The 9915-nt window shown below is 41.0% G+C and carries 8 protein-coding genes and 1 tRNA gene; 4 read left to right on the plus strand and 5 right to left on the minus strand.

Annotated elements, in window-relative coordinates; translation table 11 throughout:
* Positions 1–115: 115 nt before the first annotated feature.
* From NO991_RS20400 to murB, 4 genes are all read right to left on the minus strand, one after another.
* A tRNA-Thr gene (locus NO991_RS20400) sits at positions 116–191 on the minus strand.
* A gap of 117 nt (positions 192–308) precedes the next feature.
* Positions 309–1007 carry a type III pantothenate kinase gene (locus NO991_RS20405; RefSeq protein WP_300362210.1) on the minus strand — a complete coding sequence of 233 codons (699 nt, stop codon included), beginning with the start codon at positions 1005–1007 and terminating at the stop codon, positions 309–311.
* Entirely contained in the window at positions 1004–1996 is a 993-nt protein-coding gene (birA, locus tag NO991_RS20410) for a bifunctional biotin--[acetyl-CoA-carboxylase] ligase/biotin operon repressor BirA (RefSeq protein ID WP_130167786.1), read from the minus strand. The genes NO991_RS20405 and birA overlap by 4 nt, the downstream gene beginning before the upstream one ends.
* Complete coding sequence (murB, locus tag NO991_RS20415) at positions 1993–3003, minus strand: UDP-N-acetylmuramate dehydrogenase (RefSeq protein WP_300362215.1); 1011 nt, start codon at positions 3001–3003, stop codon at positions 1993–1995. Before murB ends, birA begins: the two co-directional genes overlap by 4 nt.
* A 145-nt stretch (positions 3004–3148) precedes the next feature.
* Here murB and NO991_RS20420 point away from each other — a divergent pair, with 145 nt between their 5' ends.
* On the plus strand, positions 3149–4993 hold the full coding sequence (locus tag NO991_RS20420) for a M1 family metallopeptidase (RefSeq protein ID WP_300419951.1): 1845 nt from the start codon (positions 3149–3151) through the stop codon (positions 4991–4993).
* Between the two features lie 52 nt (positions 4994–5045).
* Here the strand turns inward: NO991_RS20420 and NO991_RS20425 are convergent, their stop codons facing one another.
* On the minus strand, positions 5046–5675 hold the full coding sequence (locus tag NO991_RS20425) for a DUF2057 domain-containing protein (protein ID WP_054554868.1): 630 nt from the start codon (positions 5673–5675) through the stop codon (positions 5046–5048).
* Between the two features lie 105 nt (positions 5676–5780).
* On the opposite strand from NO991_RS20425, the gene NO991_RS20430 reads away from it, so the two are divergent.
* The 3 genes from NO991_RS20430 to NO991_RS20440 all read left to right on the plus strand — a co-directional run bounded on the left by NO991_RS20430 (position 5781) and on the right by NO991_RS20440 (position 9308).
* The gene (locus tag NO991_RS20430; RefSeq protein WP_054554869.1) at positions 5781–6152 is read left to right on the plus strand and encodes a histidine triad nucleotide-binding protein; all 372 of its coding nucleotides are present in this window, start codon (positions 5781–5783) and stop codon (positions 6150–6152) included.
* Between the two features lie 230 nt (positions 6153–6382).
* Positions 6383–7039: a response regulator transcription factor gene (locus NO991_RS20435; protein WP_054554870.1), complete on the plus strand. Its 657-nt coding sequence runs from the start codon at positions 6383–6385 to the stop codon at positions 7037–7039.
* A 112-nt stretch (positions 7040–7151) separates the two neighbouring features.
* On the plus strand, positions 7152–9308 hold the full coding sequence (locus NO991_RS20440; RefSeq protein ID WP_054554871.1) for an ATP-binding protein: 2157 nt from the start codon (positions 7152–7154) through the stop codon (positions 9306–9308).
* Positions 9309–9915: the final 607 nt, after the last annotated feature.

A 9915-nucleotide genomic window follows, 5' to 3' on the forward strand; every position in this document is an offset into this window, starting at 1 on the left:
AGCTGGATTCGAACCAGCGAAGGCTGAGCCGTCAGATTTACAGTCTGATCCCTTTGGCCGCTCGGGAACCCCTCCACGAAAATTCTTTACTAAGTCACTTCCGGTAAAAGGAAAGTGGTGCCGACTATCCGAGTTGAACGGATGACCTACTGATTACAAGTCAGTTGCTCTACCAACTGAGCTAAGTCGGCACTGCTTTAGTACGGGGCGAGATTCTAAGGTAAGGTTTATTGTGATGCAACCATAAAATTAAAAAAAATGTGAATTTATGTGTTAAACGCTCACTATTCAGGCAAATCGCCGTATTTTTACTGCTTTATAGCTAATTCACGCCAATAATTCAGTCCTTTAAACACGAGCAAGCTGTCAAACTTAGCATCTATATATGTATCTGCTAACAGCTTTCCATAACCACCAGCAAATATTAACTGGCAATCCTGTTGGTTAAGGTGTTGTTTTGCCTGCTCGATTGCGCCTAGAGTAGCAACCATGGCACCATTTTTTAGGCCATTTGGCGTATTACGCCCTAACTCAGTCGTAAATGGGATTTTCTCATCATCAAACACACGTTGCGTATTTTGGGTAAGTGAAGAGGTCATTAAATCAAGGCCAGGTAAGATCCAACCACCTAGATGCGCACCTTCTTGGTTTAGCACATCAATTGTCGTTGCTGTACCGGCATCAATAATAATGCAGTTTTGCGCGGGATATTCGACATACGCAGCTATTACCGCGAGCCAACGATCAATTCCTAGATTTTGATACTGCTGATAGGCACAGCTTAACGTGTTTAGCTTTGCACTCACCTGTGCTTCGAAGTAAGGAACGGCGTGTTGCTGCGCCTGTGCTAATAACGGTTTAAGTAGCTCAGTGCTACCCACGCAGGCATAGACCAGCTCTGTTATTTGTGACCAAGGTAAATTGCTGAGTTCACAGGTTTGGTAATCCTTACCATCAAACAAAACGGCTTTAATTGCGGTATTGCCAACATCCACTAATAATTTCATAGCTCAGCCTTACGTAATGAAATTTCACCACCATAATAACTTTTCACTTCGCCGTCTTGGCGAATACGCACGCCACCTTGGTTATCAATTCCTTCGCAAATACCACGCCAGCTACGATGACCCGTATTGAGCTCAACACACTCACCAGCAAATGCATTTAATTGATTCCACTGTAGATACATATCGTTTAAACCTGATTGCTGATACTGAGCTAAGCGTTTTTCTAAATAAAAGCACAAATAGGCCACCAGCTTGTTTTTATCTAATCCCTGTACATGCTGGCTTAAATCAGTCCATGCTTGATCTATGTGTTGGCTAACACTTTCTGGCATATGTAAATTGATACCTATACCTATTACAAGCTGGCAAGGCCCCTGCGGCTGACCATCAAGCTCAACTAATACACCCGCTAATTTTTCACGGTTTAAGTAGATATCATTTGGCCACTTAAGCTCTACATCCAATTGATATAAAGCTTTAAGCGTATCGTAAACAGCAAGCCCAACAGCAATAGATACCCCCATAGCAGCTTGCAAACCATCATCCAAACGCCAAAAGTAACTAAAGTATAAGTTTGCACCAAATGGAGATTGCCAAACGCGCCCACGGCGCCCTCTTCCCGCTTGCTGCATTTCTGCAACTAATACGCTGCCAGATGGCAGTGATACTTCTGTTTGCAAACGGCGCATTAATTCACTGTTGGTTGAATCAATAATAGGCTGCACTTCAACATTCGCGGTGCTGCCACCTAATTCATTATAATGCTGACCGATTTTATCTTTGTTCAGTAAGCCTGCACTATTATTAAGGCAATACCCTTTACCCGTAACCTTAAATATATCGAGCCCCATTTCCTGCAAAGAGTGAATATGCTTACCGACTGCTGCGCGGCTAATACCGAGCTGCTCACCCAATTGCTGACCAGAAATAAAACCACCGGTATTTAGAGCTTGTAGAATAGCGAGCTTATTTCCATCTGGCGCTTTCATGATGAAGCTCCCAATTCAATGTGGCATTCATCATCAGCATTGATCAATCGCACTTCGTGCTGTAAAGCAATCTGATATTTATGCCAAACCTGTTGTTGTACATGCTTTACCATGGCAATTAAGTCATCACCTTTACTGTTACCATGATTTACTAGCACTAACGCTTGCTGCTGATGCACTTCAATACCTGCGACCTTAAAGCCTTTTAACCCCGCTTGCTCAATCAACCACCCCGCCGCAACTTTATGATACTCAGCATCCACAAAGTAATGAGGTAGCTCTGGGTAGCTTTTTAAAAGTAACGCAAGTTGCTCATTCCTGATCACTGGGTTTTTGAAAAAACTGCCTGCATTTGCAAGTTCACTGGGGTTTGGTAGTTTGCTGTTTCTGGTTGTGATGATTTGCTCAAATACCTGCTGTGGAGAGGGTTCTGAAAGCTGTTGCAATGGTCCATAACTCAGAACTGGCTGCCATTTTTTAGGTAACAGCAACCCTACTTGGGTGATTACAGCTTTGTTCTTCAGTGTATGCTTGAAGATAGAGTCACGATAGCCAAATTGGCATTCGCCTTTAGTTAAGCGCTTTATGGTTTTGGTTGCAATATCAAAGTAGTCGACATAACTCACAAACTTTTCAAGTTCTACACCGTAAGCACCTATATTTTGCACTGGTGCAGCACCAACAGTCCCAGGTATTAAAGCAAGGTTTTCAAGCCCAGGCATGTCATTAGCAATAGTCATAGCAACTAATTGGTGCCAGTTTTCTCCGGCTGCAATGTGTAATAAAAAGCCATCGTTTTGCTGCTCTATGTCGATGCCCTTCGTATTCATGTGGATCACAGAACCTTGGTAGTCAGATAAAAACACCGTATTACTGCCTTCACCTAAAATACAAAACGGCGCAGAAAAGTCTGTGCTTAAAAGCTGATTCACTTCATCAATTTGATAAAAATGCTGGCATTGGCTTGGCAAAGAAAAGGTATGAAAAGATTGCAGGGACTGAGCCACAAAACGCCTCAAAGGTTACCGGTAACTAATCGCATTAGTGTAACCTATCGTCGCAAAATACGCATTAGATTGTAAAAATCACTCAACCCACTGCACTAATCATGTTATAAAACGGGCTCTTTTTCATTTCCGTTCCAGGGTTATTATGAAGTTTAAACCATTACTTTTAAGTCTTGCTATGGCCGGTGCTTGCTCTCAAGCAACTGCAGATGCAATCAGCCAGCACACTTACGCAAACTTAGATGACGTAACAACCACTCACCTACTACTAGATTTAGATGTTGATTTTGATGACAAACAACTAGAAGGTTTTGTTGAGCACACGCTAGATTGGCACAATGCAACAAGCAAAACACTGGTACTTGATACACGCGATTTAGATATCGACAAAGTAATGTATCAAGATCAAAAAGGCAGCTGGCACAAAGCTGACTTCACCCTTGCTGCACGTGATGACGTAAAGGGCTCAAAATTAACAATTAAATTTAAAAGCCAAGCGGTTAAAGCACGTATTTACTACAACAGCCGCCCAGAAGCTTCAGGTTTACAGTGGTTAACGCCAGAGCAAACAGCCAGTAAATCACACCCATTTATGTACAGCCAATCACAAGCAATTCATGCTCGTAGTTGGATCCCAGTACAAGATACGCCAGCAATGCGCGTAACCTACTCGGCACGTATTCACACTCCTAAAGACATTCGTGCGGTAATGAGTGCTGATAACAAAGATGCACTTTATAAGGACGGCGATTATCTATTTAATATGCCACAACCAATTTCGCCATACTTAATCGCAATTGGTGCAGGTAATTTAGAATTTAAAGCCATGTCTAAGCAAACGGGTATCTTTGCTGAGCCAACAATTTTAGATGCATCAGTTGCTGAGTTTAACGACACGCAAGCGATGATCGATAAAACTAACGCGATGTACGGCGAATACGCATGGGGTCGTTATGACTTATTAATGCTACCGCCAAGCTTCCCATTTGGTGGCATGGAAAACCCACGTTTATCATTCATTACACCAACGGTTGTTGCTGGCGATAAAAGCTTAGTAAACCTAATTGCTCACGAACTTGCTCACTCTTGGTCTGGTAACTTAGTAACCAATGCGACATGGGAAGATTTATGGCTAAACGAAGGTTTCACGTCTTACGTTGAAAACCGCATTATGGAAGAAGTGTTTGGTCGTGACCGTGCAGTGATGGAACAAGCGCTTGATGCAGCCGGCTTACGTGCATTACTTAAAACTCTACCAGCACCAGATACGCGTCTTAACTTAAAACTTAATGGCCGCGATCCTGATGATGCATTTAGCTCAGTGCCTTACACTAAAGGTCAGCTTTTCTTAATCTATCTAGAAAACAAATTTGGCCGTGATAAGTTTGACCCATTCGTAAAGGGTTACTTTGACCAATTTGCGTTTAAGTCTCTTACAACAGCGCAATTTGTTACTTACTTAAAAGCTAACTTGATCGCAAAATATCCAGGCGTTGTGAGCATGGATAAAGTTAATGAGTGGATCTTTGAGCCTGGTTTACCAAGCGATGCCCCTAACCCAACGTCTGATGCTTTCGATAAAGTTGATGCTGTAACCAAAACATGGTTAAACGGCGAAATTAGTGCAGCCCAGTTACCAACAGCGGATTGGTCAGTTCACGAGTGGCTACACTTTTTGAATAACCTACCTCGCGATTTAAGCATTGAAAAAATGACTGAGCTTGATAATCAATTCAACCTTACACAGTCAACTAATGCTGAGCGTGCTTTCGCATGGTTTATGCTAGCGGTAGGTAATGGTTATCAACCAATTTACCCAGCGCTTGATGAACACCTATCAGGCATCGGTCGTCGTAAATTAATTGTGCCACTCTATAAAGCACTTATTAAAAACGGCAAAAAAGACTGGGCGCATGATGTGTACTTAAAAGCACGTCCGGGTTACCACCCACTTGCACAAGGTACTGTTGACGACTTATTTGCAAAGTAAGTCATCAAACACAAAAAAGGCGCTGCAATCAGCGCCTTTTTTAATTATTTTATTAGTTACTTACTTTTTGTAAGAACGCACGGCGCTCTTCAGGGCTTGCTTGTTGCCACCAAAACTCAAGCATCGCAGCTGCACTTGGCATATTTTTCAAACCCGCTTGTCCGCCGGGTACTTTTGCAGGCAATGTGACAGGGACTGCTGTCGTAGGCTTATTGCTTGTACTTGTAGCAGCAACTGGGGCACTGGCCACTGCTTGTACAGGCGCGCTAGCTGCACGATAGCTAACGATCGATAACGGCACAGCAAGTTCACTGCCCTTGGCTTTTAAGCTTACTTGCGGTGATTCAGCAAACACTTCTGCCGCAACAGCATTACTGGCACGATTAAACACTAGGTCATAGTCTTTGCCGCTCTCTACTGTGAGCTCAACCCAAAATGGCTCTGACTCAACAACTTGGTGGTCATCATAACCTTGCTCGTAAAGATCGGTATATTTCATCTTCACTTGGTAAGTACCAGGAGCAAGTTCAACATCGTCAACACGACTGAAAAACGACTGCTCAATAAGTCGCTCTCCGACTTGTAAGGGTACAAACTCTTCTGGAAAGTGAATAGTCTCAGCGACACTACTTAAACTATTTAATAGCATTAACGCACTACTCAGTAATACTAACTTACGCATGTTCACTCCTTGGTTGTTCAATTTACGGCAGTTTCAGTTTGACACTGCAAATAAAGTTTGTCATTAGTGGGCGGTCATTTAACCACATTTATAAGAGAGCTAAGTATGAGCCAAGAGACTATTTTTACAAAGATTATTAACCGAGAGATCCCTGCTGATATTGTATATGAAGACGAGTTGTCTTTAGCTTTTAAAGATATTAACCCACAAGCCCCTTTTCATGTGCTGATCATCCCAAAAACACCAATAGCGACGATTAATGATGTTACAGAAGAAAATGCATCTTTAGTCGGTCATTTATATGTGGTTGCTGCCAAACTTGCCAAACAGTTTGGCTTTAGTGAAGACGGTTTTCGCGTCGTAATGAACTGTAATGACCATGGCGGACAAACTGTGTACCATATACACCTACATATGCTGGCAGGTAAAACAATGGGCTGGCCTCCGTATCAAGACAAGAAAAAAACCAATCTCTAATATTTTAGTATGTAAAAATATGTAAAAGGTAGAACAAAGATACTGTTTTTGTCTATAATAGTGACAGATCAGCTAGTTAATGTATTGCAATTAGTTAACTAGCTGTATTTTTTGACACAAAATAGACACAAACTGTACTTTTCCTGCACAAGTCTCAGAAATTTCTAATACGAAAGGGGTGGATTGCGTGATAGGATGCAATTGTCAACTTTTTTCAAGAGTGAATAAATATGAGTAGTTCAGCCTTTTTATTATTAGATCCAGAACCGATTAACACGATTGGTGTAAATGTATTAGAACCATTGTTAAAAACACAAGGACTTACTGTGACAACTGGTACTGATATTTCTGAAGTACCTGAAGGCACACGATTGCTATTCATTGAAACGTCAAGTACAGATCCGTGGGGAAAACTAAAGGAGCAATTAGTTAATCTACGAATTAAATGCGATATTGTTTTATTTAATCTAGATGAAAACCCAGAACTAGCTAATCGCGCTCTTCTAAGTGGCATAAGAGGTGTATTTTACACCACGGATAACGCCGATGTGCTAATGAAAGGCATTCGTTTGTTACTTGAAGACCAACTCTGGTACCGTCGTGATATTATGTGTAATGCACTTAACCGTATGTTGCAGTTTAACAAAGACGCACTACATAAATTAACAGACGGTGATATCGAACCAGTTAAGCTTACCAAACGTGAAAAAGCTATTATTTCATTAATGAGTAAAGGTTCGAAAAACAAAGAAATAGCTGAAGATTTAAGTATTAGTCCGCATACAGTGAAAACTCACTTATACAGTGCATTTAGAAAAACTAAGTGTCGTAATCGTATTGAGTTACTATCTTGGGCTCAGCAAAACATTCCTGACGAAATTCGTTAAACGAAATACCCTACTTGTTAAAACAGACGCTACTGCGTCTGTTTTTGTTTCTGGTTGCTAATCACTGTAATTGACTTTATGCTCAAACTGATTGCCAAACACTGGAAATACAATGCTCGACTCAGCTACTTTATATTACGCCAGCGCTGCCATGATGGCAGTAATGACCCTTCTTAATTACCTTACTTGGCGAACCAACAATAAGACTCCGGGCACCTTACTCTATATTTTTTATCCACTTGTGATGTTTGCATCAGTAATGAGTTTTGCACTACATGGCCATATTAATAACCTTGCCAGTGTTGCCATTGCAAATACTCTACTGTTTAGTGCCTCAATCATCCATGTACTCGCAATTTGTCAGTTTTTGAATGCCAAATGCGTTGGCTTTAAAACCTTTGTTTCGATCACAGTCGCTTTAGCTATCACTATGATTTACCTTGCTACTGACAGCGCAGAGTTACGCAGCCGAATATTGGTTTCTGACCTTCAACATATTGTTGAATCATTGTTTTTACTGGCTTTGTTTATTCGTAATGGCCGTAAAAGTTACCCTAATGGCAGTATTGTTTATATTTTAATTCTCAGCATTATCCTAGCGGTGTTTACTGGCCGTACTTTAATGATGGGAGATATTACAACCGCCAACCTATTATCTGCAGACTGGTTTAGTTTCACTTTATTTATTAATGGCGTAATAGCTCCAATGTTCTATGCTACAGGCATGGCACTACTATGTAATGAAAGGCGTGAGCAAAACCTTAATCAACTCACCGAAAAAGCCCATAAAGATTTAGAAATAAGAGGTTTGTTCTTATCAACTATTAGTCATGAAATTCGCACACCGTTAAACGGTATTTTAGGTAGTGCACAGTTGATCATGAACCAATCGAGTGACCCCCGTGATAAACCTTATTGCGAAGCAATTATTAACTCCGCTGAATCATTAAATTTATTAGTAGATAAAGTTCTCGACTACGCCAGCTTAGATCAACGAGATGAAGCACTTTATGAAGAGGATGTTGAGTTTAAAACTTGGCTAAATAATCTTTGCCTACTTCTCAGCCCCCTAGCGGAACAAAAACACTTAAAGTTTGAGTTGATATATGATTTGCCAGAACAGGCATGTTATTACTGCGACCAACAAAAACTCAGGCAAGTTATTATAAACTTAGTAGGTAACGCAATTAAGTTTACTGACCAAGGAGCCGTAAAGATTCATGTGAAGCTTCTTAATGAAGGCCAACTAGACCACCTAGTTAGAGTAAGTGTGATTGACTCAGGCCCTGGTATTGAAGATGAAGAAATAGCCTACCTCACTGAACCATACGTGCAAAGTAGTGCAGGTAAAGAGAAAGGAGGCACAGGCCTTGGCTTAGCAATTACCAGCCGGCTACTCGAAAAGTTAGGCAGTAAACTCAACATAGAAAGTGAGCTTAAAAAAGGCAGTACTTTCAGCTTTGATATTTCACTTGCTATTGGTGAGCTTAGCCTAGTTGAACAGCGTCACCAATCAAAGGATTATGTTACTGGCCTAGACGTGTTATTAGTTGAAGATCTCGATTTAAATCAGAAAATTGCCATCGAATTTATGGCTGATGATGAGCATAAGATAAAACTTGCAAAAGATGGCAATAGCGCGATTGAACTGATGCAGAAACATCACTTTGATGTGGTATTACTCGATATGAATTTGCCTGATTTAACAGGGCAAGAAGTCTTAAAAAAGCTAAAAAATATCGACCATTTAAATCAACGCACGCCAGTATTAGCATTTACCGCTAGCCTCAGTCCAGATGAAATAAAAGAGTATTTATCACTAGGTATAAAAGATATTGTAGGCAAACCAATAAAGCAGCAGAAATTACGTCAAGCTCTGAGCGATTCACAAACAAACCAATCTGCGAGTATCGCGGTGGAATTACGAGATACACTTTACGATGAAACGGCAGCTGCTACATTGATAAGCTCATTCAGCGAGGATGAGGTATCATCGATTTACAATGAGTTTGTTTTATCTGCTAGAAATAAACTCATTCGTTGTCAACAACTTGTAGATGATGACAAAGAGCAGTGCATCAAACTGATTCACCGTCAAGCAAGCACAGCATTGCAGCTAGGATTTAATCGATACGGTACAGAGCTGAAGCGCATCGAACGTAAGTTGCTTGATAACAAGCCCTTAAAAGAACTATTAACCGAAGCCCTAATACTTTGGCAAGAAAGTCTACAAGCTTACCTTAAGCATGCTAGGCGTGAGTTATCATAGCGGTAAGCGAGCATTGTAGGCGCGATTTTATATCGCGCAATATTCAAAAGATAACGCGCGAAATAAATTTCACGCCTACATCAAAACATGGAACGACTTTAGCCGTGAAATGTTTTTCGGCGCTAAAGTAGACCTTGGCTAAAGCCTACAAATAACACGATTCGGCTTCAAACTGATTGTGATATGATTACTTAAAACTTACTTTTTCAGGCATAAAAAAACACGCTTTCGCGTGTCTAGTATTACATATTAATTTTTAATTTCAGTTGGTTGCGGGAGCTGTGAGTTTTGAGGACGAACCGACGACCTTCGGCTCTGAACCTGAATTTCAGGCATAAAAAAACACGCTTTCGCGTGCCTACTTATCAAACTCATTTAATTTTAATCTTCAATTTCAGTTGGTTGCGGGAGCTGTGAATTTTGAGAGCGAACCGACGACCTTCGGCTCTGAACCTGAATTTCAGGCATAAAAAAACACGCTTTCGCGTGCCTACTTATCAAACTCATTTAATTTTAATCTTCAATTTCAGTTGGTTGCGGGAGCCGGATTTGAACCGACGACCTTCGGGTTATGAGCCCGACGAGCTACCAGGCTGCTCCATCCCGC

It is taken from the genome of Pseudoalteromonas sp. DY56-GL22, assembly GCF_041414715.1.
Taxonomy (GTDB): Bacteria; Pseudomonadota; Gammaproteobacteria; order Enterobacterales; family Alteromonadaceae; genus Pseudoalteromonas; species Pseudoalteromonas simplex.